Genomic DNA, 24,402 nt, shown 5'->3' with positions numbered 1-24,402 from the left:
ATCATGAATGCACAGAACCTAGCTTCCGGATCGGCCTATTTCATTGCAGCCGAAACGCAAACGCCGGAAACGCATACGCTTGCGGTACTCGTCGACAATGAGCCGGGTGTCCTTGCCCGTGTGATCGGTCTTTTCTCCGGACGTGGCTACAATATTGAAAGCCTGACGGTTTCGGAAACCGAGCATGAAAAGCACCTGTCGCGCATTACGATCGTGACGCGCGGCACGCCGCACGTGCTTGACCAGATCCGCCACCAGCTGGCCCGGATTGTTCCGGTTCACCGCGTCGTTGATCTCAGCCATCGCGCCTCTGAGCTTGGCCACGACCGTCCGGTTGAACGCGAACTGGCACTGGTGAAGGTTGCCGGCAAAGGCGAGGCGAGGGCGGAAACGCTTCGTCTTGCCGACGCATTCAAGGCCAAGGTGGTTGACGCGACGACAGATCACTTCATCCTGGAGATCACCGGGAAGACTGCCAAGATTGATCAGTTCATCTCGATCATGAAGCCACTCGGACTGGTTGAGACCTGCCGTACGGGTGTTGCAGCCATGAACCGTGGCCCGGAAGGCATGTAAAAGCTTTCAACTGAAATCGATACAATATGTTTGAAAACCGGCACAATGTTTCGATTGTGCCGGTTTTTTATTGAGCTAATTTGTCCCCATAAATTGGGGCCGTCCTATGTCTGTTGAAATTTTTCTGGCGCTTCTTGTCTTCGCCTTCGTGTCGTCCGTTACGCCGGGGCCAAATAATCTCATGCTTCTGGCATCAGGCGTAAATTTTGGTTTCCGTCGAACGATCCCGCATATGCTGGGAATCGGTGTGGGCTTCTTCGTGTTGCTGCTTGCGATCGGCTTCGGGCTCGGCGCTTTGATCGAAACGGTGCCGTCATTCTATGCCGCGCTGAAATTCGCTGGTGGCGCCTATATGCTTTACCTTGCCTGGAAGATTGCTATGTCGCGTTCCATCGGAGAGGCAAAGCATCGAGATAAAGCTGAGCCAATGACTTTCTTGCAGGCAGCGGCATTCCAATGGGTCAATCCGAAAGCCTGGGTAATGGCGATCACGGGAATTGCCACCTATGCCAATCACGACAACTATTATGTCGCCGTGCTCCTGGTCAGCTCCGCCTTCGCGATTGTGAATTTGCCGAGCGTTTCGGTCTGGGCAGGGTTTGGCACATTGCTGCGCAACTGGCTTTCCGATCCTGTTCGATTGAAATGGTTCAACCTTATCATGGCCCTGCTGCTCGTTCTGAGCCTATGGCCGATGCTGAAATAGAGAATGAAAAGGCGAATGATGAACCAGCTTCCAACTTATGATGATGTTATTTCGGCCGCAAAGCAGATCGAAGGATACGCGCACCATACGCCGGTGTTCACGTCGTCAACTATCGACCGCGAAACCGGCGCTCAGTTCTTTTTCAAATGCGAGAACTTCCAGCGCATCGGTGCCTTCAAATTTCGTGGTGCTTTCAATGCTCTGTCGCGGTTTACGGATGAGCAAAAAGCGCGAGGTGTGCTGGCTTTTTCGTCCGGTAATCACGCGCAGGCGATCGCGCTTGCGGCAAAACTGCTCGGTATTGGCGCGACCATCATCATGCCTGAGGATGCGCCGCGCGCGAAACTTGATGCAACGCGAGGCTATGGCGCGAAGGTTGTTACCTATAACCGTTATGAAGAAGACCGCGATGTGCTTTCGAAGCGCCTGGCCGAAGAGGGTGGGCTGACCCTCATTCCGCCATTCAATCATCCTGATATAATTGCGGGGCAGGGAACTGCGGCAAAGGAATTGATTGAGGAAACCGGTCCCCTTGATGCCCTGTTTGTCTGTCTTGGCGGTGGTGGCCTGTTGGCCGGTTCAGCGCTAGCGGCAAAAGCCTTGTCGCCGGAATGCGACGTCTACGGTGTCGAGCCGATGGCCGGAAATGATGGCCAGCAGTCGCTCCGCTCCGGCAAGATTGTGCACATCGACGTGCCGAAGACCTTGGCGGACGGCGCCCAGACGCAAGCTCTTGGCGACATGACCTTTGCCATCATCCGCGAAACTGTTCGTGATATTCTGGCCGTTAGCGACGATGAACTGGTTGACGGCATGAAATTCTTCGCCAGCCGGATGAAAATGGTGGTCGAACCGACAGGCTGTCTCGCTTTTGCTGGCGCACGACAGATGGCGTCGAAGCTGCAAGGTAAGCGTGTAGGGGTGATCGCCAGTGGTGGCAATGTCGATCTCGACAGATTTGCAGCACTGGTGAGCAAAACCGTTTGATCACGGTTTGATCTTGTTTTCGGGCGGCGAATCCTGTCTGAAAGGATCATGCAGTTTTCACCGGAACAGGATCAGGCGCTGAAGGCCGTCGGGCAGTGGCTCAAAGACGGCCGCAGCCCTATTTTCAGATTGTTCGGCTATGCGGGTACGGGCAAGACGACGCTCGCCCGCTATTTTGCCGAGCATGTGGATGGCGATGTGCAGTTTGCGGCCTTTACCGGCAAGGCGGCACAGGTGCTGCGCTCGAAAGGCGCTAGCAACGCACGCACGCTTCATTCGCTGATCTATCGCCCACGTGGCGAAGAAGCGATTGAGGACGAAACGACTGGCAAGACTTCCATCGCGCCGACCTTCTCGCTTAACCGGCAGAGCCCTGTCGCCAAAGCCGCGATGATCGTCGTGGACGAATGTTCCATGGTCGATGAGGCGCTGGGGCGGGATTTGATGAGTTTCGGCACGCCCATCCTCGTTCTTGGCGATCCGGGGCAGTTGCCGCCGATTTCCGGCGGCGGCTTTTTTACGGAACACGAGCCGGATTATCTTCTGACCGAGATTCATCGTCAGGCGCAGGACAATCCGATCATCCGTATGGCGCTTGATGTGCGGGAAGGGCGTGAACTTCCTTATGGTGACCATGGCGCTGCAAAGGTTATCGGAAAAGGCGACGTCAATCAGGAGATGGTGTTAGCCGCCGATCAGGTGCTCGTCGGTACCAACCGGACGCGCCGCCGCTATAACCAGCGCCTTCGGGAGCTAAAAGGCTTTACTGCTGATTACCCGCAGGCTGGCGACAAACTGGTTTGCCTGCGCAACGATCCTGCCAAGGGACTTCTCAACGGATCGCTCTGGAAGGTGATGACATCGTCCAAGGAAACGGTGAAGCCCGGTATCAATCTGCTGGTTACACCTGAGGATGATGATCGCGGTGTGGCGAAGATCAAGCTGCTGAAGGCGCAGTTCGAAGACCCCGACAGTGAAATTCCGTGGCAGACCAAAAAACGCTACGACGATTTCGATTACGGTTATGCTTTAACTGTGCACAAGGCACAGGGCTCCCAATGGGATGAAGTCGTGCTCTTCGATGAAAGTTTTGCGTTTCGCGATACGCGTGAGCGGTGGCTTTATACGGCGATCACGCGGGCTGCCGAACGTTTGACCATTGTAAAATAATTATTCGTCTGTCGGTCGGGCACTCAGCCATTCCCAGGCCTCGTTTTCTTCGTCGGCTTCGAAAGCGCGAAGCTCTATGGACAGGAAAGGCTGCATGAGGGTTATGCTGGCTTGTATCCACAAGGGGCCACCGACGATTGCATAATGTCGGAGCTTTTTCAGGGATTTGGAGCGCATGGACAGCATGCTTTCCGAGAACGCAGCCGTCCAGTCGAAACCTTCATATCCGGTGAGGCGGATCAGGAGGTCAATTTCTTCATGCGTTTCGTAAGCTGCGTCGAGAAGCCCGTAGAGGTTCTCCAATGACGCATCGTCGAGATGTCCTTCAATTGCAAAAGCAAAAACGTCTTCCCGGTTTGTTGGAATGCGGCGAATGACGGGTATGTCCTCATTTCGCATCATAGACCTCCATCATTGATCAGATTTAAACGTCGAAGCGGGGGCAAAGGTTGCGGACAGTCTCCAAATTGATGCGAACTGGAAAAACTATGCAAACCCAGTTTGTTGCAGGCAGATTTCATGGTTGGGGATTGCGGCTGCGGTGCGACGGCAAAGCACTCACATTTTTTCGTGGCAGGCGTTATAAAGCGGGATATCTATCCGGGAGTCTCCAATGCCTGCGAAATTATCGGTCAATCTCAACGCTGTTGCGATGCTGCGAAATCGGCGTGATTTGCCTTGGCCAAGCGTTACCGGTCTGGGCCGCGCTGCGCTTGCAGCAGGCGCTGCGGGATTGACAGTGCATCCGCGTCCCGATCAGCGTCACATCCGGTTTTCCGATCTGGGTGATATACGCGCTTTGATCGATGACGAGTTTCCGCAGGCGGAGTTCAATATCGAAGGTTTTCCAAGCGAAGCATTTCTCGATCTGGTGGAGAAACATCAGCCTGAGCAGGTGACGCTCGTTCCTGATGATCCAACACAGGCGACCTCGGATCATGGATGGGATTTCGTGTCGAAATCTGACTTTCTGGCTCCTATCGTGGCCCGTTTGAAAGTAGGCGGAATGCGGGTGTCATTGTTCGCCGACCCCGATCCGCTTGGATACGAACGCGCAGCTGCTATCGGTGTGGACCGTGTGGAGCTCTATACCGGCCCTTATGGTGCGACCTATGATGACCGGGCAGCCGCAATACGTGAACTGGATCGACTGGAAAAGGCTGCAAATGCCGCTACGGCGCTAGGCCTCGATATCAATGCGGGGCATGATCTTACAGTAGACAACCTGCCGGCGCTGGTAAAACGTATCCCTCAGTTGAGTGAAGTTTCCATTGGACATGGATTGACCGCCGATGCACTCATGTATGGAATGCCGGTAACTGTAAGCCGCTATATTGCGGCATTGGCATAAGATGTTAGTCAATGCGCTTGGTGCATGGCTCGGGTTGAAGCTTTGCAAAAAGCGCATTTGCATTCGGGTGAGACAAGCTTTAGGCGTCCGCCACTATTCAGATGCGTTGGGGGACGCGGGATCGTATGAGGGAAGCATTGAAGCAGTTTTCCGACGTCTGCTTTCTGCGCCGAGGCAGTTCTATTGCGGTTGCGTTTGGACGAATTGCTACGTTCAATCGATACCATGCTTATGATTAAAGCTGATTTGGGCAACGGTGCGGCGGCGATGCGGCAATTCGCAACTTTTTGCGAATACACTCATTATCTGAAATCGATCTCCAGTAACTCCAGCCAGAATCTTTTCAGGAAGTTGCGAGGTGCCTGCATATGAGCGGCGAGCTAAATGGCAATGACACGCCCACACAGGCCGCTATGCCTGCCGTTGGTGTTCCTGAAAGCGTCGCTTTTGCTGAAGATGCCGAACAGCACAATGAGAGCATGAAAACGCTGGTGCTTGGGGCGCTGGGCGTTGTCTACGGTGACATCGGCACCAGCCCCATCTATGCTTTTCGTGAAGCCCTTCATGCGGCGGCGAGCGATGGCATTCTCGCCCGCAGTGACATTCTGGGCGTTGTTTCTCTGATCTTCTGGGCCCTGACGCTGGTTGTGACCATCAAGTATGTGCTGTTTGTTCTGCGCGCTGATAACAACGGTGAAGGTGGCATTCTTTCGCTGATGGCTCTTGTCAGAGGTGCGTTGAAAGGCCGGCCTGACCTTATCTTGGGGGTAGGCATCTGCGGTGCGGCGCTGTTCTTCGGCGACGCGGTCATCACGCCCGCAATCTCCGTTCTATCGGCGATGGAAGGTCTTGAGATTGTCGCTCCTGATCTTACTCCGTTCGTCGTTCCCATAACTGTCGTTATTCTTGTGACGCTGTTTTCGGTGCAGAAACTCGGCACTGGCAAGGTGGCCATCGTCTTCGGACCGATTATGGCATTGTGGTTTTTGGCGCTGGGTGCGTCGGGTCTCTGGCATATTTTCGATGATCCTACGGTGATGGTGGCGCTGAATCCCTATTATGCTGTACGCTTTCTGATGATCAGCCCGGGCATTGCCTTTATCACGGTTGGTGCCGTGTTCCTCGCAATGACCGGTGCCGAAGCTCTTTACGCCGATCTCGGTCATTTTGGACGCAAGCCAATCGTTCGCGCATGGCTTTGGATCGTGTTCCCATGCCTTCTGCTCAACTATTTTGGACAGGCAGCCTTCATCCTTTCACATGGCGAAGCCGCTGCATTGCCATTCTTCCAGATGATGCCGAGCTTCGCGCTGTTGCCCATGGTCCTGCTGGCAACTGCAGCGACTGTTATCGCTAGCCAGGCAGTTATTACGGGCGCTTATTCGGTGGCACGTCAGGCCGTTCAGCTCAACATTCTGCCGCGCCTTGAAATCCAGCACACCTCGGAAAAGCTGCACGGCCAGATTTATATTCCGCGCGTCAACCTGCTTCTGGGGCTGGCGGTGGTTATTCTGGTGCTCGGATTCGAGAAGTCCAGCAATCTGGCCGCTGCATATGGCATTGCAGTTACCGGCAACATGCTGGTCACGACGGTCCTTCTCTATATCGTGATGACACGCATCTGGAATTGGCGCGTGAGCCGCGCCCTGCCGATTATTGTTGGCTTCCTGATCATCGATATTATGTTCTTCGGTGCAAATATCATCAAAGTCCATGAGGGTGGTTGGGCTTCGATTGGTATTGCCGCGATACTTGTTCTCATCATGTGGACCTGGGTGCGCGGAACGCGGCATCTCTTTAACAAGACCCGCAAGGCCGAAGTTCCACTGGATCTGATCGTCCAACAAATGACCAAACGTCCGCCGACCATCGTGCCGGGCACGGCTGTGTTTCTGACGGGCGACCCTAAAAGCGCTCCCACTGCGCTCATGCACAGCTTGAAGCACTATAAGGTTTTGCACGAGAATAACGTCATACTGACGGTTGTGACGGCATCGAAGCCGTGGGTTTCAAGTGCCGACCGCGCGCGTGTATCCCAATATAACGAGCGCTTCATGCAGGTGACGCTTACCTTCGGCTATATGCAGCAACCGAATATTCCACGAGCGCTCGGCATCTGTCGAAAGCTTGGCTGGAAATTCGATATCATGACGACGTCGTTCTTCCTGTCGCGCCGCTCGCTCAAGGCGTCGGCTCATTCCGGCTTGCCGCTATGGCAGGACAAGCTGTTTATCCTGCTTGCCCGAACGGCATCGGACGCGACCGAATATTTCCAGATTCCCACCGGTCGTGTTGTGGAAATTGGAACGCAGGTGAATCTGTAACTCATCTGAATTGATAGTTTTAAAGAGCGCTTTTCCGGTTTTGGGGAGGCGCTTTTTTGCATTTGTTGTCGATGAAAATTAATCCCGCTTTAGGCGACCGTAATTTTTGAAAACATGCTTGACCGCTGAAGAAACAGTAATTATGAATTGGGAACCGTACCGTACGGTACAAGGTGGAGGAAAAGACCCGTGACTGATACCAGCGACGAAATGCAGGCTCAAAAGCAGCAGGCTCTTTCGCCGCGTCAGAACGATGTTCTGGAGCAGGCGTTGCGCCTTCTAGTGGAAGGCGGGGACCGCGCTTTGACGACGGCAAGTATTGCTCGTGCCGCCAACTGCTCGAAAGAAAGCCTCTATAAATGGTTTGGCGATCGCGACGGTCTGTTGACGGCAATGGTTCGCTGGCAGGCATCGAAAGTTCGCGTCGTTCCGCTGACCCGTGAAAAGCTGGATGCGGAATCTCTTTTTTCGAGCCTGGAACATTTCGCGCGCGACTGGCTGCTGGTGCTGTCGGGAAAAACCTCCATTGCCCTGAACCGGCTGGCGGTCAGCCATGCGGCGTCCGGCAAGTCCACATTAGGTGATATCGTGCTGGCCAACGGTCCTGTGGCCATGGCCAAGCGCCTCAAGCCCATTCTCCATATGGGGCAGGAGGCACGTTTGCTGGCCTTCGACGATATCGATGAGGCATTTCGCACGTTTTTCGGGCTTGTCGTCCGGGACATGCAAATACGGTTGCTGCTTGGCGACCATCTCGAACTGACTGACGACGTGGTCATCCGGGACGCCCGGCGCGCCACCAAGCAGTTTTTCGCCCTCTATGGGGCCTAATCACATCGGTGGACGCAAGGAAGCCGAAGAACAATCTGAACGAAGGGAATAAGGAAATGCGCGTTTACTACGATCGGGATGCAGACGTTAACCTGATCAAGTCGAAGAAGGTGGTTATCGTCGGTTATGGCAGCCAGGGCCGCGCCCACGCGCTGAACCTCAAAGACTCCGGTGCCGCTAACGTGCGTGTGGCCCTTCGTGAAGGTTCTGCGACCGCGAAGAAGGCACAGGCTGACGGCTTCGAGGTGATGAATGTTGCTGACGCCGCCAAGTGGGCCGATCTCATGATGATGGCAACGCCTGACGAATTACAGGCTGACATCTACAAGGAACACATTCACGACAATCTCCGTGATGGCGCGGCAATCGCTTTCGCTCATGGTCTCAACGTGCATTTTGGCCTCATCGAGCCGAAGAAGTCGGTTGACGTCGTCATGATCGCACCGAAGGGCCCAGGCCATACGGTGCGCGGCGAATACCAGAAGGGCGGCGGCGTTCCTTGCCTCATCGCCATTCATCAGGATGCCTCGGGCAATGCTCATGATCTGGCTCTCTCCTACGCTTCGGGCGTTGGCGGCGGTCGTTCAGGCGTCATCGAAACTACCTTCAAGGAAGAGTGCGAAACCGATCTGTTCGGCGAGCAGGCTGTTCTCTGCGGCGGCGTGGTTGAGTTGATCCGCACCGGTTTCGAGGTTCTCGTTGAAGCTGGCTACGCGCCGGAAATGGCTTACTTCGAGTGCCTGCACGAAATGAAGCTGATCGTGGACCTGATCTACGAAGGCGGCATCGCCAACATGAACTACTCGATCTCGAACACTGCAGAGTGGGGCGAATACGTCACTGGTCCGCGCATCATCACCGCCGAAACCAAGGAAGAAATGAAGCGTGTTCTGAAAGACATTCAGACCGGCAAGTTCACTTCCGATTGGATGCAGGAATATCGCGCAGGTGCTGCTCGCTTCAAGGGCATCCGTCGCAACAACGATAGCCACCAGATCGAAGAAGTTGGCGAAAAGCTCCGCGGCATGATGCCATGGATCGCAGCGAACAAGCTTGTCGACAAGGCTCGCAACTAAAATCGGCGGGGTTCAGGTTCTGGCCGTCTGCAAATGACATGGGCGCCAGAACCAGAATGCCATCTGGTTTTCGGCCTCGATGAAGGTCGAAAAGAGGGGGCGCTTCTTGCGCCCCCTTCGTAGTTGGCACTCTATGGCCGGGTTGATCGTCAACGTAAGGCGAACGAAAAGAACCCAAATTCTGTGCCAGATTTTTCGTTTCGTGCACTTTGAGGCCCAAAACAATTCCGAATATCTTTATTCCATAGAAGCATGGGAAAAGCTGTTCTCGCTTGCCGAAAAGTGCGCTAGAGCTTCACATCCAATAGCCAAGTTTTGAGGAGACTTAGCTATTACAAGTTCCGTAAAATGTACGGATAGTCTAATTGAGGAGATTTCCCGTGTTGGACTGGGAAAATGTATTTGCAACGCGCTCGAAACGTATGCGCGCATCGGAAATCCGCGAACTGCTGAAGCTTCTGGAACGCCCAGATATTATTTCGTTTGCGGGCGGAATTCCTGATCCGGCTCTTTTCCCGCACGAAGAATTCCAGGCAGCCTATAAGGACATTCTTACGGGTCCAGAAGCCAACGCAGCGCTGCAATATTCCGTTTCGGAAGGCTACAAGCCGCTGCGCACCTGGTTGGTCGGAGAACTTGCCAAGATTGGCATTCCCTGCACGGAAGACAATGTGTTCATCACATCGGGTTCGCAGCAGGCTCTCGATTATCTGGGCAAGCTGTTTTTGTCGCCCGCCGACACAGCACTGGTGACCGCACCGACCTATCTTGGCGCGCTGCAGGCTTTCAACGCTTACGAGCCCAATTACGATATGCTGGCGATCAACGGCAACCGCACGCCGGAATCCTATGCAGAGGCTGCCAAGAAAGCCGGCGGTCAGGTCAAGTTCGCTTATCTGTCTGCCGATTTCAGCAACCCGACAGGGGAAACCGTCGATCTTGCCGGTCGTGAGAAACTGCTCGCACAGGCTGATGAGCTCGATATTCCGGTTATCGAAGATGCGGCTTACCAGTATCTTCGCTACAATGGCGATGCGATTTCGCCAATTCTGGCGTTGGACATTGCCCGCAATGGCAGTGACATCGAGAAGACCCGCACCATCTATTGCGGTTCCTTCTCCAAGACGCTGGCTCCGGGTTTGCGTGTCGGCTATGTGGTTGCGTCGAAGCCAGTCATTCGTAAGCTTGTTCTCATGAAGCAGGCTGCGGACCTTCATTCGTCCACGATCAACCAGATCGCTATTCAGCGTGTTGCGAGCAGCGGCTTTGGTACTCAGGTCGCGAAGCTGCACAAGGTTTATAAGCACCGTCGCGACAAGATGCTCGAAGCGCTGGCGAAATATATGCCTGAAACCACAAGCTGGACGAAGCCTGAAGGCGGTATGTTCATCTGGGTCACGCTGCCGGAAGGCATGGATGGCGCAGCGCTACTTGCTGCATCCATTGATAGCGAGAAAGTGGCGTTTGTTCCCGGGCGGGCATTTTTTGCTGATGGCAGCGGTGCCAACACGCTGCGCCTCAGCTATTCATGCGCCAACGATGAGATGATCGATGAAGGCATCAAGCGCCTTGGTCGTTTGATACGTGCTCATACGAAATCCGCTGCCGCCTAGGTTGGTGGAAATAAAAAAGCCGGGTTCAGACCCGGCTTTTTTCTTACTGGAATGGCGAATTGCAGCCTGTCCTGGGACCAGCCAACGGCTGGAATGTATTGTCGGATGTTCGGTAACTGCGATACCGATTTGAACACCACTGGATATGATTGCTGCTGGGGCGCGCGCCTGCGGTCGGTGGCTGCATCGTGCGTCGATATTGCAGAGTATCGCCGTTCTTGTAGTTTAATACGCCATGTTCGGTGATATAAGTTCCACTTTCCCGGCAAAGCGTTGAACCGTAGCAGTTGCGAGCGCTCGGATCTGTGCGATTGGCACCCGCCTGACCGCCGATAATCAACGGTCCGCTCGGTTTCAGCGAGGGAAGATATTGGCTGTTACGCAGTTCGACGGCTGAACCCACACTTGCAATGCCTGCAACGAATAGCCCTGTCAGTATCGTCAGGCGCACAATTTTTCGCATCGTTTCAGCTCGCTTTAATCATCGTTCTCCCGATATATGGGTATACTTTATATCCAAGTCACCGCTTCGGCAGAAATTTATTGGTTTCGGAAATCATCCTCTTGCCAATCGCCCAGCAAGCAGAGAGATTGCGAAGACATGTTTACCATAGCTACTTTCAATGTCGAAAATCTGATGCGCCGGTTTGATTTTTCCGGCTTTCGCAATGAATTGCATCAGGATCGCACCCTGCAATTGTTCGAGATCAACGATGAGGCGCAGTATCGCCTTCTTGAGCAGGCGCGCGCTGTGGCGCACGCAGACGACACACGCCAGATGACGGCTCTGGCGATTGCCGAAACGCGGGCTGATATTCTCTGCCTGCAAGAGGTGGATAATCTGGCGGCGTTGAATGCGTTTGAATATGGCTATCTTTTCAAGATGATAGGCCACGGTTTCCGACATAAATATCTCATAGATGGCAATGACAGCCGCGGCATAGATGTTGCCGTTATGATGCGCGACACGACACGGGACGGACAGCCCATCGAAGTCGACGAAGTCACCAGCTATGCTTATGTAACCTATAATGATTTTGGCCTCTACGAGCCCGTACTTGGGGAACTTGGGCTGGAACCCCATGACCGAATCTTCAAGCGGGATTGCCTGAATGTGGATATCCGCATTGCCGGGAAGCCCATATCGCTCTTCGTTACGCATCTGAAATCGATGACGGGCGCGCGCAACGGATTTGACGGACGGACAGCATCTCTGCCGGTGCGACGCGCAGAGGCGCGCGCCATGCGCCGTATCATCGAAGATAAGTTCGGACCATCCAATGTTGCAGATCGCCGCTGGCTGATTTGTGGTGATTTCAATGATTATCGTGAGCGGATCATTATCGGGGGCGATGAATTGAACGGCTATCAGTTCACGCCAATGGTTGAAGAAGAAAGTGCGTTGGACGTGCTCTTAGCCGACGGGTTTGCGGTCAATCTGGTCGAGCGCCGTCCCGTTATGGACCGCTGGACGCTTTACCATACGCGCGGGCCGCAGGAGCGTCATCTTTGCCAGCTTGATTACATCATGGCATCGCCTTCTTTTGCGAAGAAGAATGAGAAGGCGGTTCCGAATATCATTCGGCGTGGCCAGCCTTGGCGCACGATTTTTCCACCTGATCAGCAGATCGAGCGTTATCCTAGAACAGGTTGGGATCGCCCGAAAGCAAGCGATCATTGTCCGGTTGCAGTGACATTGAACATGGTTTGAGCGATGAAGCAGGTTCGGGAAAATACTGTCCACATTATTGACAGTGCCGATGTCCGGGTACTGCCCGGTCCTTTATCATATACCGTGGATAACCACGAAGCGATTGCTTCGAACTGGACACGTGAGCGGGCAGCCAACCCCACTTTGTTCGATGGCGAATTCTATCTGGCACCACACGCAGAACTGATTGGCGGCATGTTTCAGGCCGGCTTCAAGCGCACCAGTTTTGCAACGCTGATGCACTGGCGGCATGACGTATCGCAGGAACGTCCGTGGCACATTTTCGGTGTCGGTGTGATTGTCTCGAGCGAAGGACATTTGATCGCCGGGCGTATGAGCACACAAAATGCCGGGGCGGGAAGGGTCTATTTTCCGGCAGGCTCAGTGGATGATAATGACATTGTCGATGGAGCTGTCGATTATGACGCCAATCGGCAACGGGAGGTTCGCGAGGAAACGGGTCTTGATCTTCTTGACGCACGTGCGGAGCGACAGATCAATCTTGTGACAGGAAACCGTAGCATCGCGCTTTTCCGCCGTTATTATTTCGATGCACCGTCAACCGATCTGGTATCACGGATTGAACGATATCTTTCTGCGGAGGAAGAACCGGAACTATCAGAGATCATACCAGTGAAGGCAGCTCAAACGATGGGAGACGCAACACCGTCCTATGTGCGAGCATTTGCCGACTGGCATTTCAACAATCTCTAAAGCTTGGCCAGACTTGCAGATGACAGCGGCGCGAAATTGGCTATGCTCGCAGACAATGCGAAGCATGAGACATTGGAGTGAAACCGACCTCGCAGTCGGTTTTGTGTGTAGGTCGAGGGGAGAATAAGGGATGAATGACGCCGCCGTTTCCGGCAGATTCTATGAGGTTTTCGACGTTTTCGCCGACAAGGCTCTGGCTGGAAATCCGCTGGCTGTCGTCCATGATAGCGAAGGTTTGACCGATGCGCGTATGCAGGCCATCGCACGCGAGTTCAATCTTTCCGAAACGGTTTTCATTTTTCCCCCGAACAATCCCGCACATGAAGCGGCGGTGCGTATCTTCACGCCTGATTATGAGCTTCCCTTTGCCGGGCACCCGACAGTAGGGGCTGCCGTGTCGCTGGCTCGCCGTCGTAAAACGGGTGATGAGACCGACAGGCTCGTGGCTCTGGAAGAGAAGGTCGGTATTGTTCGCTGCGGTGTGATATTGGGAGAGAATAGCGCCTTCGCCGAGTTCGATTTGCCCCGCCTGCCAGAGCGAGTTGATGTCAAGGTCGAGAAAGAGGAGGCCGCTGCTGCGATCGGTCTCGGTACACATGAGATCGGATTTGAGAACCATGTGCCTGGCGTCTGGAGCGCGGGTACACCTTATCTGCTCGTGCCGGTTCACAATCTGATTGCCGCAGCAAAAGTGTCCATTGACCCGGTCTATGTGAACGAAAGCCTCCCACACGTCGATGGCCGACCTTTGCCGATTTACGTCTATTGCCGCGAAACGATTTTGTTCGACAGCAATTTCCATGCGCGCATGTTTGTAACGGGGGCGAATGTCTATGAAGATCCGGCTACGGGCTCGGCTGCAGCCGCCTTTGCAGGCATGATCCAGAAGAACGACAAACCTGTTGACGGCAGTTCGCAGTGGTGGATCGAGCAGGGAATGGAGATGGGGCGACCTTCGCGGATCCGTCTCGAACTGGACGTTGCCAAGCAGCAGCTCACAGGAGCGAGGATTGGAGGCACGGCGGTCAAGATCGCGGAAGGGCGTTTGTTCGTCTGATAAATTAGCTCTGCTTGTGTTTTGATTGCAGTCAAAGCTGTAGGCCCGCCCTATGTTAGTTTGTTGGCAGATAAACAAACAACGGAGGCGTGCCATGATGATCAGGGAAATGTCGGAATACGATATCCGGGACATGATACAGCACACCCATCTCGGGCGGCTGGCTTATGTTCTCGAAAATCGCCCGTTTATCGTACCGCTTAGTTTCCGGTTCAGCGGCGGCTCGCTCTATTCTTTTACCACCGATGGGCAGAAGACCGAGGCCCTGCGCAAGAATGATGCAGTTTGTATTCTTTTCGATCATATCGAATCCCGGACAAACTGGCGCACCGTTGTGCTGAACGGTCATTATCGGGAAATCGATGGTGATGACGAAAAAAATGCGATCGTCGCGCTTATGGCTTCGGAACCGACCTGGTGGGAACCGGCATACATAAAGACGGTCGCGAAGGACGGACACGAACGCAAACTTGAACCGATCTTCTTCCGTATCGATATCGAAAGCGCGACGGGTCACCAGACTGGCTGAAAAGGAAGAAGGTCCGATAATTTCGGGCCCTTTCGATGTGGCTTTATTTTACCACTAGAACCGGTGTGTTGCTGCGCGTCAGGACCTCGTAGGTTTGACTGCCAAGAAGCATACCTTTCAGTCCGCGACGACCATGGGAAGCCATGACGATAAGATCGTTGCGCAGTTCTTTAGAAGTTTCGATGATTGATGTCGCCGGATGTGGCGCAACCACATGCAGCGTATGAACTTCGACTTCCGTTTCAGCCGCCAGTTCGCGCGCACGAGCGAGGGATTTATCGGCATACTCGTTCCATTCTTGTTCGAAGCGCTCGATGAAGGCAGGGCTATCAGTCCAGCCGCCAGGAAGCCCCGAAACGGAATAGGGAGCGGTGACAGTCAGCACCGTCGCCTTCGCGCCGACTGTTCGTGCCAGTTTAAATGCGTGGACGAGCCCGCGCTCTGCAAATTCTGACCCATCGGTGGTTACGAGAATATTCTTGTACATGCTGCCCTCGCTGTTGCTTTTCTATCTTTAAGCTACAGCATCGGGCCAAAAATCGGGATCGATTTTTTGGAAAGCACGATGCGTAATTTCAGTAAATTAGAGCGACCTTTGTGCGTCCAAATGGACCCACGGCGCTCTGATGCGTTAAAGAACCATTTCAAACCCTTGCCTGACGAGTTGTTTAGACGGAACGATTTCATGCCCCTCGACTGCGATGCATTTCATGCCAGCTGGATAGCGACAGTTCTCAATCTCGATTGGCCGTCACGCAGTTCGTCCCGTATCGAGGACGATGCCGAACGCATAAAGCGTCAGAAAGAAGAGCTGCTCAGACTTTTCGATGAAGCATCTGAGCATGGTATCAATGCTGTCATCTTTCAGGTTTCGCCGACTGCCGATGCATTTTATCCGTCATCCTATTTGCCGTGGTCGTCCTATCTGACTGGAACTCTCGGTAAAGATCCCGGCTTTGATCCGCTGAAATTTGCAATTCAGGAAGCGCATAAGCGCGGCATAGAACTGCATGCATGGCTTAATCCCTACCGTGTTTCGATGGATACGAAGCCGTCTACCCGCAAGGAATTGCGGAATTCGTCAAACGAGTCGCCAGTCAGTGTTTTCAAGTCCCATCCCGGCTGGGTCGGTGTTTCAGCCGACCGTTACGTCCTTGATCCTGGCATTCCGGCTGTCCGTGAATGGGTGACGAATGTGACGGCAGAGGTCGTCCAGAAATACGATGTCGATGGGATTCAGTTCGATGATTATTTCTACTACGAAACCGCATCGTCGAAACTCGACGACGACAAATCATATGCACGGTTTGGCACACGCTTTTCGAGCAAATACGAATGGCGACGTTACAATACCCATACATTGGTGCGGGAGATTTCGGACAAGATAAAAGCCATCAAACCAAATGTCCGTTTCGGCATCAGCCCGAGTGGCGTTTGGCGCAACGCTGCGGACGATCCCCGCGGTTCTGCAACCCGCGCCGGGAAAACGAACTATGACGGAGATTTTGCCGACACCCGGCGTTGGGTGAAAGAAGGCATGATCGACTATATCGCGCCGCAGATTTACTGGTCCTTTGGCCGCAAGGATGTGTCTTACGGGACGATTGCGAAATGGTGGGCCGATACCGTTCGCGGCACGAAGACCGATCTTTATATTGGTTTGGCACTCTATCGGGCCGGTTCTGGAACCACACTTGAACCCAGTTGGCAGGCGGGCGAGGGCGTGACCGAAATCAAGCGCCAGCTAGAATTCAATGAATCTTTGCCGGAGGTGAAAGGGAGCATTCTCTTTCGTCAGGGTTTCCTCTCCGACCCGAAGCTGAAAGGTGTGTCGAACTATCTGAAAAAGACGTGGGGCAAGTGCAGGCCCCGGAAAAACTAACGGCAAAAAACGACGACGATTTGCGGAATTGTTGTTTGTTTGATTGAAATCAAAGAGCTTCGTTTGAGTGGGTGCTAACCAACAATCGTTGCCGGTTTCCACCAGAGTCGGTGACCCGGGGTGCCGAGGCCCTACTCGAATGGCACCCCGGCTAAATCAATCTGTCGAGCGCATGAGCGCGATCTTTCTGTAACGTCGTCTATCGACAGCCAGCGGGTGCTGTCGGCGTTACTCCCCTCTGTTTCATAAAATCAGCACCCGCGTCTCTAGCAACATTGTTCTATATTTTAGCAGTTCTTGATCCTAATCAAGGCGGGCAACCTTTACTCCGATTAGAGCAGGTCTAACCGGGAGTTTGCGATTCTGGATCGCTTCCCCCAATTCACCGGTTGCTAAATGAAAAGGTAGTTCCATATCATTCCCGAGAAGGTTCTGGCAGATGCCGGAGGCGGGGCGGTGGGGACAATCAAAACCCTTGCAGGCGGCGACTGCTTGCCGGTGCTTCGTTTGAAGACGGCGTTGTGACGACGATGGCAATGAGGGTGTTTCATTATGGCTTTCAACCGTAAGCAATGGATATTGGCTGGAGCGATTATCGTCCTTGCCGCAAGCGGGTACTATGCTTGGAAAACGCTGAATGGCGATGGGTTGCCGGACGGTATCGCCAAGGGCAATGGACGCATCGAGGCGGTTGAAATCGATATTTCGACGAAGAGCCCGGGACGCATTCGCGAAATCCTCGCAGATGAAGGGGATTTCGTTCAGGTAAATGATATTCTTGCACGTATGGATACGGATCAGCTGGAAAGCCAGCGCAAGCAAGCTGAGGCGCAATTGCGCCGGGCAGAGATCGGTATCGAGACAGCGCGCAGTCTTGTCACGCAGCGCGAAGCCGAACACACGGCTGCAGAAGCGACGGTGGCACAGCGCGAAGCGCAACTGGATGCCGCCCAGCGCCGTCTGGCCCGCTCCCAGCAATTGACGCAATCGCGCACGGTTTCCCAGCAAGTCCTGGACGATGACCGTGCAACTGCGCAGGGTGCAGAAGCTGCTGTCGGTGCAGCCAAGGCGCAACTTGCGGCCACCGAGGCCGCCATTGGGGCTGCCAAGGCACAGGTCGTGGATGCCGAAGCATCGGTTGAAGCCGCCAAGGCGGCAATCGCGAGCATTGAAGCCGATATCAACGACGCCACTTTGAGAGCGCCGAAGCCGGGACGTGTTCAATACCGCGTTGCCCAACCGGGTGAAGTGCTTTCCGCAGGTGGGAGGGTGCTCAATCTTGTAGACGTCAGCGACGTTTACATGACTTTCTTCCTGCCGACGGGGCAAGCCGGGCGGGTGGCCATGGGGGCCGACGCCCGGATTGTTCTCGATGCCGCGCCGCAATATGTCATTCCTGCAAAGATCAGCTTTGTGGCCGATGTGGCCCAATTTACGCCGAAGACCGTAGAAACGGAGGAAGAGCGCCAGAAGCTGATGTTCCGCGTGAAGGCTAAAATCCCGCAAGAACTGCTTCAAAAATATATCCAACAGGTGAAAACCGGATTGCCGGGCATGGCCTATGTCAAGCTTGACCCCAATGCCGAATGGCCGAAGAATCTCGCGGAAACCGTGAAATGAATGGTTCTACTGTCAAAGCTGGCGCCAATGACGACAGCTTTGTCGTCCGGGCGCAAGGCGTAGGGCTGTCCTATGGGAAGACGCGTGCTCTGCGCAACGTCAACGTTGATATTCCCGTCGGCTGCATGGTCGGTCTGATCGGACCTGATGGGGTCGGGAAATCAAGCCTGTTATCGTTGGTCGCCGGAGCGCGAACGATGCAACAGGGACGCATTGAGGTTCTCGGCGGTGATATTTCGGACAAGCGTCATCTTCAGTCTGCCTATCCCCGTATCGCCTATATGCCGCAGGGACTTGGGAAGAACCTCTATCCCACGCTTTCGGTGTTCGAGAATATCGACTTTTTCGGACGGCTGTTCGGGCATAATCGAAAAGAGCGTGAGCGTCGTATCGCCGATCTTCTGGCGCGCACGGGTATGTCGGCTTTCGCCGATCGTCCGGCTGGCAAACTATCGGGCGGCATGAAGCAGAAGACCAGCCTCTGCTGTTCGCTCATCCATGATCCCGATCTACTCATACTCGATGAGCCGACGACCGGTGTCGACCCCTTATCCCGGCGCCAGTTCTGGGAGCTGATTGATGATATCCGCAAGGATCGCCCCGGAATGAGCGTCATTGTCGCGACCGCTTATATGGAAGAAGCCGAGCGTTTCGACTGGCTGGTCGCGATGAATGATGGACAGATTCTGGCGACAGGTACACCGCAGGAATTGCTGCAGCGCACCAACACTCCAAATCTTGATGCGGCCTTCATTGCGCTCCTGCCGGAGGAATTGCGGAAAGGCCATCAGGATATCGAAATTCCGCACCGCGACTTCGGTGCGGATGCTGAAATCGCGATTGAGACAGAACACGTCACCGTTCGTTTTGGCAGCTTCACTGCGGTGAATAATGTAAGTTTTCGAATTCCGCGCGGTGAAATCTTCGGTTTTCTGGGTTCCAACGGTTGCGGCAAGACCACGACCATGAAGGTTCTGACCGGGCTGTTGCCTGCCAGCGACGGAACGGCGCGACTGTTCGGGCGAGAGGTCGATCCCAAGGATATCGATATACGCCGCCATGTCGGATATATGTCGCAAGCGTTTTCGCTTTATTCGGAGTTGACTGTTCGTCAGAATTTGGAACTCCACGCCAAATTGTTCGATATGGCGCCGGATCTGACCGAACGCCGTATCAAGGAATTGACCGAACGCTTTGATCTCATTGAGGTCATGGATTCCTTACCCGATGCCTTGCCGCTCGGTATCCGCCAGCGCCTGTCACTGGCTGTGGCTTTGATCCATTCACCTGATATTCTCATTCTCGATGAGCCGACATCGGGTGTGGACCCGGTCGCTCGTGATGCTTTCTGGCAAATCCTCGCTGATCTGTCGCGCAAGGACAATGTGACGATTTTCGTCTCTACCCATTTCATGAACGAAGCGGAGCTTTGCGACCGGATTTCGCTGATGCATGCGGGCAAGGTGCTGATCAGCGATACGCCGAAGGCGATTACCAAGAGTCGCAATGCTGAAACTCTGGAAGAAGCCTTCGTCGCATATCTGCAGGACGCTATTGGCGAGACAGAACAGTCAGCGCCATTGCCGGTAGCTATTTCAGATCAAATGGGAGAGGCAGGTGAAGCACATCCAAAGAAGGCTCCAGGCTGGTGGCCGGACCTGCGGCGAATGCTGGCGTACACACGACGTGAGGCTTTGGAACTGAAGCGTGATCCGATCCGCGCAACGCTGGCTATTCTGGGTAGCGTTATCCTGATGTTCGTTATTGGTTACGGTATTAACCTGGATGTCGAGGATTTGAAGTTTGCCGTGCTTGATCGTGACGATACGACGATCAGCCGCGATTACACGCAGCAGATTGCAGGCTCGCGATATTTTTCTGAACAGGTTCCCATAACCGATTATGACGATCTGGACCGACGAATGCGCGATGGCGAGATCAGTCTGGCTATCGAGATACCACCAAATTTCGGCGCAAATGTCATGCGCGGCCGCCCGGTGGAAGTTGCTGCCTGGATTGACGGTGCGATGCCCACTCGTGCCGAGACGATCAAAGGCTATGTTCAAGGCATGCACGCCAACTGGCTGACGCAAAAAGCCCGTGAGCTTTATGGCAATGCGGCGAATGTTGGCAGTTTCAATCTGGAGATACGCTACCGCTATAATCCGGATGTGCAAAGCCTCGTAGCTATGGTGCCGGCGGTGATTCCATTGCTGCTGCTCATGATCCCTTCGATGCTGGCGGTATTGAGCGTAGTTCGGGAAAAGGAACTGGGGTCGATCATCAATTTTTACGTGACGCCGGTGACGAAATTCGAGTTTCTGTTTGGCAAGCAGTTACCCTATATCGGGCTGGCATTTTTGAATTTCCTGATGCTGACAGCCTTTGCGGTGTTTATTTTCCAGGTGCCGTTCACAGGGAGTTTTCCGACTTATGCGCTGGCGGCGCTGCTCTATGTCACAATTGCGACCGGCATGGGGTTGGTGCTGTCCACCTTCATGAACAGCCAGATTGCAGCGATCTTCGGAACGGCACTTCTGACACTCATTCCGGCTGTGCAATATTCCGGTATCATTGACCCCGTATCGTCGCTGCAAGGTGCGGGCGCGTTCATCGGTAAAATCTATCCCGCGACTTATTTTGTGACCATTTCTCGCGGGGTTTTCTCCAAGGCACTGGGTTTTGCCGATCTGGCAGGTTCGTTTTTGCCGTTGTTGATCGCGGTGCCGGTTCTCATGGCGCTCGCTATCGTTCTTCTCAAGAAACAGGCGAGCTAAGATGCGGATATCTAACATATTCCAGCTTGGCGTGAAGGAACTGCGTGGTTTGGCTCGCGATCCGATGCTGCTGATCCTGATTGTCTATGCCTTTACGCTTGCGATCTATACGGCATCGAAAGCAATGCCCGAAACCCTCAACAATGCGGCGATAGCGATTGTCGACGAAGATCAGTCGCCGGTTTCGAGCCGGATCACGACGGCATTTTATCCGCCATATTTCGTGCCTCCGAAGCTGATTTCATCCTATGAAATGGATGTCCGGATGGATGAGGGGCTTGATACTTTCGCTCTGAATATACCGCCGAATTTCCAGCGTGATCTTCTGGCGGGTCGTTCGCCGACAATTCAGCTCAATGTCGATGCAACCCGAATGAGCCAGGCCTTTACGGGTGGCGGCTATGTGCAGTCGATTGTGTCGAGTGAGGTGGGCGAGTTTCTAAATCGCTATCGCGGTGGCGCACAAACGCCGGTTGAACTCAATCTCAGAGCGAGATTCAATCAGGATTTGAACAAGGGCTGGTTCGGCGCGATCAACAATGTGATTTCATCGGTTACGATGTTATCGATCATCCTGACGGGCGCGGCGCTCATTCGGGAACGCGAACACGGAACCATAGAACATCTATTGGTTATGCCCGTGACGCCGGTTGAAATCATGGTCAGCAAGATTTGGTCCATGGGGCTGGTCGTGCTGGTTGCCTCGGCATTTGCATTGGTTTTCGTGGTGCAGGGGCTGCTTGCCGTTCCTATCTATGGGTCGGTGTCGCTGTTTCTCGTTGGTGCAGCGCTCCAGCTTTTTGCGACGACCAGCCTTGGCATCTTTCTGGCAACTGCGGCTGGTTCGATGCCGCAGTTCGGAATGCTGCTCATGCTGGTGCTTCTGCCTTTGCAGGTGCTTTCGGGAGGGACAACACCTCGCGAAAGCATGCCTGAAATCATCCAGACAATCATGCTGGCAGCGCCGAATACGCATTTCGTCATATTGGCCCAATCGATCCTGTTTCGCGGAGCAGGGCTCGGTGTCGTCTGGCCGCAATTTCTGGCGCTGATCGTCATTGGCTCTGTGCTGTTCTACTTCGCGCTTCAGCGTTTCCGTGCGTTCCTGCGATAGGAAAATTCTTTAAAATCAGGAGGCTGAATCCATTCCTTGCCAATGTGATTCAGTTTTCTGTGCCGGATTGTGCTTTAGCGGAGTTGCGAATCCTTAACCATGTTGCTATCGCAATTCTCAGGAAACGGTTCCGCTGTTCAGGCGGATGAAAAGGGAACACGGTGAAGCCATTCTGGTTGATGCCGCGACTGCCCCCGCAACTGTAACCGGAGAGCTATCCTCCACAGCCGTGTGAGCGGTAAAAGCCACTGAAAGCATTAGGTGCGATCGGGAAGGCGGAGGGGAAGCGAAGACCCGGAAGTCAGGAGACCTGCCGTATCCGGTCACCCATGCATGGATACGGGGTGTGTCCAGGCGCGGCTGTCCGTGGCGGTGACATTGTTGAAATGTTGCCGTCGGGAAGAAGGGCCTTCAGTGCCACGATCACTTCAACCTGCGGTGCGAGGAAAAGCCGGTATCGTTCTTCGGTTCGGCGGGTTGAGGGAAAAATGCATCTTTTGAAATCATCTGTTTTATTGGTATCGGCCAGCGTTCTTGCGCTGCCGTCCACGACGCTTGCTCAAAGTCTGCCGAACGGTGCTGACAGTGTCGTCCTCGATACAATCGTGGTTACGCCATTGCGCCGCGCGTCTTCGCTGCAGCGCTCGACCTCATCTGTAACGGTTATCGATTCAGCGGATATCGAACGGTCGGCTGCTCCCGATCTCCAATCGTTGCTGAAGTCCTATAGCGGTATCTCCATAAAGACGAACGGCGGGCAGGGCTCGTCGTCGGACATTTACATGCGTGGCATGTCTTCCAAGCAGACGGTTGTTCTCATCAATGGTGTGCGCACAGCGTCGGCGACAACCGGAGCAACTGCGCTTGCGAACATTCCTCTGAGTTCCATCGACCGTGTTGAAATTGCCAAGGGTTCTCATTCTGCGCAATACGGTGCCGATGCCATGGGCGGGGTGATCAATATCATCACCAAGCAAGGCGGAGCCTGCGGTGAGCGCTCGTGGTGCGGCAGTCTTTCTACCGGTGTCAGCCATCCATGGGGTGGATATGCTTCCGGGACCATACAGGGAAGAAGCAACGACGGTGTCGACTATGCCTTTGGTGCGGCCATAACCGGCACGCAAGGATATGACTTCACCACATCGGATGCCTATGGCCATGAACCAGATCGCGATGGATTCTTGCAGGGCTCGTTCAACTTTGCCCTGTCGAAGGATTTCGACTGGGGTAAAATTTATGCGGACGGTCTCCTCAGCCGAGGGCGCAATCAGTATGATGCCAAGGCACCGTCACCGAACCAGGCCGATAGTACCGCATTTACGGGCAAGATCGGAACACGCATTGATCATACGGCGGATTGGTCATCCACGCTGGAATTCAGCACCGGTATCGACAACAGCCGTAACTTCCGAAAAGACGTGAGCGGTTCGGACCGGTTTGAAACCAAGCGTTATGGCGTTTTTGCCTCGACCGAGAAGAGTTTCGACACCGGCACGGTTAACCACACCGTGACCGCCGGTGTGGAAGCCTATCGCGAGGAGATCAACACCACCGTTGCTTATGATGAAACCAGCCGCGATCTGGCTGCTGTATTTGGTCAGTATTCGCTGGAGTATGAGGCGCTGCGCTTCGATGGCGGGCTGCGTTACGACCATAATGGGCAGTTCGGCGATGTCGTGACCTACAATCTCGGTACGAGTTATGAAGTTCTGCCGGACCTTGTTTTGCGGTCATCCTATGCCACGGGTTTTCGGGCGCCGACTTTCAACGAGCTTTATTATCCGGGCTTCGCCAATCCTGATTTGCAGCCGGAAAAGTCCCGATCATATGAAATCGGCTTGAACTGGCAGGCTACGGCTTCGACAAGCCTTGATATGGCTTTCTACCAGACATGGTTGCGCGATGCGATCATGAGCACCGCACCATCCTATCTGCCTTATAATGTTGCCAGCGCGAAGGTTACGGGTTTCGAAGCCACATTGGCGCATCGTTTTGATGATCGCTGGGGCGTCAAAGGTTCTATCGACCTGAAGCAGCCAATCGATGACGATACGGATAAGGATCTTCCTTATCGCGAACGTTTCAAGGCTGCGGCTGAGGTCAATTTCACGCCGATTGAAAAGCTCGATCTGACCGCAAGGCTGATCTATGGCGGTTCGCGTTATGCAGATGCTGCAAATAGCAAGAAACTCGGAGATTATGTGACGGCTGATTTTGTGGCGCTCTATTCCATCGACAAGCAATCGCAGTTGAAGTTCTCGGTCGAGAATATTTTTGACAAGGACTATCAGACCAGCTCTGGCTATATTGCACCGGGACGCACGATCAATCTCGGATTGACCCGGAATTTCTGAGGCTGAACAG

General features: G+C 54.1%; 21 protein-coding genes and 1 riboswitch. Of the genes, 18 read left to right on the top strand and 3 right to left on the bottom strand.

Annotated elements, in window-relative coordinates:
* Positions 1 to 3: 3 nt before the first annotated feature.
* The 4 genes from ilvN to AC1RHM_RS03260 all read left to right on the top strand — a co-directional run bounded on the left by ilvN (position 4) and on the right by AC1RHM_RS03260 (position 3,439).
* On the top strand, positions 4 to 576 hold the full coding sequence (gene ilvN / locus AC1RHM_RS03275) for an acetolactate synthase small subunit (RefSeq protein WP_010659773.1): 573 nt from the start codon (positions 4 to 6) through the stop codon (positions 574 to 576).
* 106 nt (positions 577 to 682) lie between these two features.
* Complete coding sequence (locus AC1RHM_RS03270) at positions 683 to 1,282, top strand: LysE family translocator (protein ID WP_010659774.1); 600 nt, start codon at positions 683 to 685, stop codon at positions 1,280 to 1,282.
* A gap of 18 nt (positions 1,283 to 1,300) precedes the next feature.
* Positions 1,301 to 2,269: a threo-3-hydroxy-L-aspartate ammonia-lyase gene (locus AC1RHM_RS03265; RefSeq protein ID WP_010659775.1), complete on the top strand. Its 969-nt coding sequence runs from the start codon at positions 1,301 to 1,303 to the stop codon at positions 2,267 to 2,269.
* Positions 2,270 to 2,317: 48 nt separating this feature from the next.
* On the top strand, positions 2,318 to 3,439 hold the full coding sequence (locus AC1RHM_RS03260) for an ATP-dependent DNA helicase (protein WP_010659776.1): 1,122 nt from the start codon (positions 2,318 to 2,320) through the stop codon (positions 3,437 to 3,439).
* On the opposite strand, the gene AC1RHM_RS03255 is transcribed toward AC1RHM_RS03260, so the two are convergent.
* Positions 3,440 to 3,838: a SpoIIAA family protein gene (locus tag AC1RHM_RS03255; RefSeq protein ID WP_012091800.1), complete on the bottom strand. Its 399-nt coding sequence runs from the start codon at positions 3,836 to 3,838 to the stop codon at positions 3,440 to 3,442.
* A gap of 214 nt (positions 3,839 to 4,052) precedes the next feature.
* Between AC1RHM_RS03255 and AC1RHM_RS03250 the strand changes: the two genes are divergently transcribed.
* The 5 genes from AC1RHM_RS03250 (at position 4,053) to AC1RHM_RS03230 (ending at position 10,634) form a co-directional block, all read left to right on the top strand.
* Entirely contained in the window at positions 4,053 to 4,790 is a 738-nt protein-coding gene (locus tag AC1RHM_RS03250) for a pyridoxine 5'-phosphate synthase (RefSeq protein ID WP_010659778.1), read from the top strand.
* A 368-nt stretch (positions 4,791 to 5,158) separates the two neighbouring features.
* Positions 5,159 to 7,114, top strand: coding sequence for a potassium transporter Kup (locus AC1RHM_RS03245; protein WP_010659779.1), 1,956 nt, complete (start codon positions 5,159 to 5,161; stop codon positions 7,112 to 7,114).
* 189 nt (positions 7,115 to 7,303) lie between these two features.
* Positions 7,304 to 7,945: a TetR/AcrR family transcriptional regulator gene (locus AC1RHM_RS03240; protein ID WP_010659780.1), complete on the top strand. Its 642-nt coding sequence runs from the start codon at positions 7,304 to 7,306 to the stop codon at positions 7,943 to 7,945.
* Positions 7,946 to 8,001: 56 nt separating this feature from the next.
* On the top strand, positions 8,002 to 9,021 hold the full coding sequence (gene ilvC / locus AC1RHM_RS03235) for a ketol-acid reductoisomerase (protein ID WP_010659781.1): 1,020 nt from the start codon (positions 8,002 to 8,004) through the stop codon (positions 9,019 to 9,021).
* A 380-nt stretch (positions 9,022 to 9,401) separates the two neighbouring features.
* A complete protein-coding gene (locus AC1RHM_RS03230) occupies positions 9,402 to 10,634 on the top strand; it encodes an aminotransferase-like domain-containing protein (protein ID WP_010659782.1) in 1,233 nt (410 codons plus the stop codon).
* A gap of 43 nt (positions 10,635 to 10,677) precedes the next feature.
* On the opposite strand, the gene AC1RHM_RS03225 is transcribed toward AC1RHM_RS03230, so the two are convergent.
* Positions 10,678 to 11,097, bottom strand: coding sequence for a BA14K family protein (locus AC1RHM_RS03225; RefSeq protein ID WP_010659783.1), 420 nt, complete (start codon positions 11,095 to 11,097; stop codon positions 10,678 to 10,680).
* A gap of 138 nt (positions 11,098 to 11,235) precedes the next feature.
* Here AC1RHM_RS03225 and AC1RHM_RS03220 point away from each other — a divergent pair, with 138 nt between their 5' ends.
* From AC1RHM_RS03220 to AC1RHM_RS03205, 4 genes are all read left to right on the top strand, one after another.
* On the top strand, positions 11,236 to 12,345 hold the full coding sequence (locus AC1RHM_RS03220; protein ID WP_492332479.1) for an endonuclease/exonuclease/phosphatase family protein: 1,110 nt from the start codon (positions 11,236 to 11,238) through the stop codon (positions 12,343 to 12,345).
* Positions 12,346 to 12,348: 3 nt separating this feature from the next.
* Positions 12,349 to 13,059: an NUDIX hydrolase gene (locus AC1RHM_RS03215; protein WP_010659785.1), complete on the top strand. Its 711-nt coding sequence runs from the start codon at positions 12,349 to 12,351 to the stop codon at positions 13,057 to 13,059.
* Positions 13,060 to 13,189: 130 nt separating this feature from the next.
* The gene (locus AC1RHM_RS03210; protein ID WP_010659786.1) at positions 13,190 to 14,116 is read left to right on the top strand and encodes a PhzF family phenazine biosynthesis protein; all 927 of its coding nucleotides are present in this window, start codon (positions 13,190 to 13,192) and stop codon (positions 14,114 to 14,116) included.
* Positions 14,117 to 14,210: 94 nt separating this feature from the next.
* Entirely contained in the window at positions 14,211 to 14,645 is a 435-nt protein-coding gene (locus AC1RHM_RS03205) for a pyridoxamine 5'-phosphate oxidase family protein (RefSeq protein ID WP_010659787.1), read from the top strand.
* Between the two features lie 43 nt (positions 14,646 to 14,688).
* On the opposite strand, the gene AC1RHM_RS03200 is transcribed toward AC1RHM_RS03205, so the two are convergent.
* Complete coding sequence (locus tag AC1RHM_RS03200) at positions 14,689 to 15,132, bottom strand: universal stress protein (protein ID WP_010659788.1); 444 nt, start codon at positions 15,130 to 15,132, stop codon at positions 14,689 to 14,691.
* A gap of 198 nt (positions 15,133 to 15,330) precedes the next feature.
* On the opposite strand from AC1RHM_RS03200, the gene AC1RHM_RS03195 reads away from it, so the two are divergent.
* The 5 genes from AC1RHM_RS03195 (at position 15,331) to AC1RHM_RS03175 (ending at position 24,392) form a co-directional block, all read left to right on the top strand.
* Positions 15,331 to 16,527 carry a glycoside hydrolase family 10-like protein gene (locus AC1RHM_RS03195; RefSeq protein ID WP_010659789.1) on the top strand — a complete coding sequence of 399 codons (1,197 nt, stop codon included), beginning with the start codon at positions 15,331 to 15,333 and terminating at the stop codon, positions 16,525 to 16,527.
* A gap of 552 nt (positions 16,528 to 17,079) precedes the next feature.
* The gene (locus AC1RHM_RS03190) at positions 17,080 to 18,147 is read left to right on the top strand and encodes an HlyD family secretion protein (RefSeq protein WP_010659790.1); all 1,068 of its coding nucleotides are present in this window, start codon (positions 17,080 to 17,082) and stop codon (positions 18,145 to 18,147) included.
* The gene (gene rbbA / locus AC1RHM_RS03185) at positions 18,144 to 20,924 is read left to right on the top strand and encodes a ribosome-associated ATPase/putative transporter RbbA (RefSeq protein WP_010659791.1); all 2,781 of its coding nucleotides are present in this window, start codon (positions 18,144 to 18,146) and stop codon (positions 20,922 to 20,924) included. Before AC1RHM_RS03190 ends, rbbA begins: the two co-directional genes overlap by 4 nt.
* A 1-nt stretch (position 20,925) precedes the next feature.
* Positions 20,926 to 22,038, top strand: a complete 1,113-nt coding sequence (locus tag AC1RHM_RS03180; protein ID WP_010659792.1) for an ABC transporter permease — start codon at positions 20,926 to 20,928, stop codon at positions 22,036 to 22,038.
* Between the two features lie 108 nt (positions 22,039 to 22,146).
* Positions 22,147 to 22,370: riboswitch (cobalamin riboswitch) on the top strand.
* A gap of 156 nt (positions 22,371 to 22,526) precedes the next feature.
* Positions 22,527 to 24,392: a TonB-dependent receptor domain-containing protein gene (locus AC1RHM_RS03175; RefSeq protein ID WP_010659793.1), complete on the top strand. Its 1,866-nt coding sequence runs from the start codon at positions 22,527 to 22,529 to the stop codon at positions 24,390 to 24,392.
* Positions 24,393 to 24,402: the final 10 nt, after the last annotated feature.

Source organism: Brucella sp. GW823-FHT04E01, from assembly GCF_058796175.1.
Note: the sequence above shows the minus strand (reverse complement) of the source record. Positions and strands in the feature narration are given on the sequence as shown.

Bases quoted from the DNA above. Each gene is read 5' to 3' on its own strand.
- ilvN (WP_010659773.1), top strand. From the start codon at position 4: ATGAATGCACAGAACCTAGCTTCCGGATCGGCCTATTTCATTGCAGCC.
- AC1RHM_RS03270 (WP_010659774.1), top strand. From the start codon at position 683: ATGTCTGTTGAAATTTTTCTGGCGCTTCTTGTCTTCGCCTTCGTGTCG.
- AC1RHM_RS03265 (WP_010659775.1), top strand. From the start codon at position 1,301: ATGAACCAGCTTCCAACTTATGATGATGTTATTTCGGCCGCAAAGCAG.
- AC1RHM_RS03260 (WP_010659776.1), top strand. From the start codon at position 2,318: ATGCAGTTTTCACCGGAACAGGATCAGGCGCTGAAGGCCGTCGGGCAG.
- AC1RHM_RS03255 (WP_012091800.1), bottom strand. From the start codon at position 3,838: ATGCGAAATGAGGACATACCCGTCATTCGCCGCATTCCAACAAACCGG.
- AC1RHM_RS03250 (WP_010659778.1), top strand. From the start codon at position 4,053: ATGCCTGCGAAATTATCGGTCAATCTCAACGCTGTTGCGATGCTGCGA.
- AC1RHM_RS03245 (WP_010659779.1), top strand. From the start codon at position 5,159: ATGAGCGGCGAGCTAAATGGCAATGACACGCCCACACAGGCCGCTATG.
- ilvC (WP_010659781.1), top strand. From the start codon at position 8,002: ATGCGCGTTTACTACGATCGGGATGCAGACGTTAACCTGATCAAGTCG.
- AC1RHM_RS03225 (WP_010659783.1), bottom strand. From the start codon at position 11,097: ATGCGAAAAATTGTGCGCCTGACGATACTGACAGGGCTATTCGTTGCA.
- AC1RHM_RS03220 (WP_492332479.1), top strand. From the start codon at position 11,236: ATGTTTACCATAGCTACTTTCAATGTCGAAAATCTGATGCGCCGGTTT.
- AC1RHM_RS03215 (WP_010659785.1), top strand. From the start codon at position 12,349: ATGAAGCAGGTTCGGGAAAATACTGTCCACATTATTGACAGTGCCGAT.
- AC1RHM_RS03210 (WP_010659786.1), top strand. From the start codon at position 13,190: ATGAATGACGCCGCCGTTTCCGGCAGATTCTATGAGGTTTTCGACGTT.
- AC1RHM_RS03205 (WP_010659787.1), top strand. From the start codon at position 14,211: ATGATGATCAGGGAAATGTCGGAATACGATATCCGGGACATGATACAG.
- AC1RHM_RS03200 (WP_010659788.1), bottom strand. From the start codon at position 15,132: ATGTACAAGAATATTCTCGTAACCACCGATGGGTCAGAATTTGCAGAG.
- AC1RHM_RS03195 (WP_010659789.1), top strand. From the start codon at position 15,331: ATGCCCCTCGACTGCGATGCATTTCATGCCAGCTGGATAGCGACAGTT.
- AC1RHM_RS03190 (WP_010659790.1), top strand. From the start codon at position 17,080: ATGGCTTTCAACCGTAAGCAATGGATATTGGCTGGAGCGATTATCGTC.
- rbbA (WP_010659791.1), top strand. From the start codon at position 18,144: ATGAATGGTTCTACTGTCAAAGCTGGCGCCAATGACGACAGCTTTGTC.
- AC1RHM_RS03180 (WP_010659792.1), top strand. From the start codon at position 20,926: ATGCGGATATCTAACATATTCCAGCTTGGCGTGAAGGAACTGCGTGGT.
- AC1RHM_RS03175 (WP_010659793.1), top strand. From the start codon at position 22,527: ATGCATCTTTTGAAATCATCTGTTTTATTGGTATCGGCCAGCGTTCTT.